This window comes from Aetokthonos hydrillicola CCALA 1050, from assembly GCF_017591665.1.
Lineage (GTDB): Bacteria > Cyanobacteriota > Cyanobacteriia > Cyanobacteriales > Nostocaceae > Aetokthonos > Aetokthonos hydrillicola.
Genome location: NZ_JAAKGC010000418.1, coordinates 1 through 1,232, shown reverse-complemented (window position 1 = coordinate 1,232; position 1,232 = coordinate 1). Strand labels below are relative to the sequence as shown.

Annotated in this window: 2 protein-coding genes; both read right to left on the bottom strand. The window is 44.9% G+C overall.

Annotated elements, in window-relative coordinates:
• On the bottom strand, positions 1–623 hold a 623-nt coding region (locus tag G4P69_RS38475), incomplete at its 3' end, for a DUF262 domain-containing protein (RefSeq protein ID WP_208355275.1).
• Positions 620–1,183, bottom strand: a complete 564-nt coding sequence (locus G4P69_RS38470) for a hypothetical protein (protein ID WP_208355273.1) — start codon at positions 1,181–1,183, stop codon at positions 620–622. The genes G4P69_RS38470 and G4P69_RS38475, both read right to left, overlap by 4 nt.
• Positions 1,184–1,232 lie beyond the last annotated feature (49 nt).

The window sequence follows — 1,232 nt, the reverse complement described above, 5'->3', positions numbered from 1 at the left end:
AAATCGTCTCTATCGAAATAGCCAGCAATCATTGTAATTATTATTTGAAGCATAAATCGAACATCGCCCATTCTTTTGATGTCTGTCGGGCGAAATACTCTGTGCTTATCAAAGAAATCGTGCTCCGAAAAACCCGTAGCGATGGACATTAGCGCGCCGGTGTAGATGGCGTTGTTTATTTCAATTTCATTTAGAGCATATTTTGTCGAATTGATTCGTCGGAAAACCTCAATAATTTCTTGAGGAGTAATTGAACCAAGATCGCGTACTGTTACGTCGTAATCCAAAAATTCTCTCTTGCGTGCCTCATCCAAATCCGCGTAGGCCGGCAGAGCGGTTCCGTATGTTTTTGGATCACCTGTGAAGTAATCAAAGATTGTGGTTACACGTTGCTGACCATCCACTAGAAGCTGTTGACCCTCTCCTGTGTCAGTATTGACTGGGCCATTCGCAACGTAGATCTCCGGAAATGGTAAGCCTTTCAGTACCGTATCCATAAAGCGGATTTTGTCTTCAGTCGTCCATACAAGGCGACGCTGAAACTCAGGGCGAGGGATCAGAGTTCCATTTCTTGTTTGAGTAATTAGCTGCCTTATTTTTAGGCTGGTGGGTGCCGTTCTCATAAAATCTGCTCCTGATCTTTAGCAACTCTGATTCCTCGCTGTTGATAAGTTTCGAGAAAGTGTTGCGAGTGATATAAAGCCAAGCGGAGTCGTTTATTCCGCAAAGAAGGATGTTGTTGCAATTCTCTGTATGCATCGGTCCAATCAGCGCATCTCTGGGGCTTGGGTGTAGGGAATAGATCGGGTCTAAGCCAACCGTGGTACATGTAGTTGCCGAGTTTAGATGCACTGGGAAAATGCACTTGCCTCGCTCCTATACTTGCAAGATCACTCCAAATTTTTCCATACACGACAGGACTGATAATTGCAATGTCTACATCGGAAACTCCGGGCGTGTAGCTTCTGTAGGCTGGCTTCAATAAGGCGCCATTCTTGCGTTTCTCTATGAATGAGAAGCCAAGCTTTGCAGAACCAACAACGATCGCTGAAACGCGCTGTTTTTCGTTGAGCTGAAACTTGGCTCGAATAGTATTTTCAATATAACGCAAGGCCTCTGCCAGAATATTTGGCCCTGGATCATCGGTAACTATATGAGTGCGAACAAGTTCGTCCTCAGCCATAGTACTCAATAGGGTTCGGAAATCATCAGGGAGCATTTTTCATGGCGTG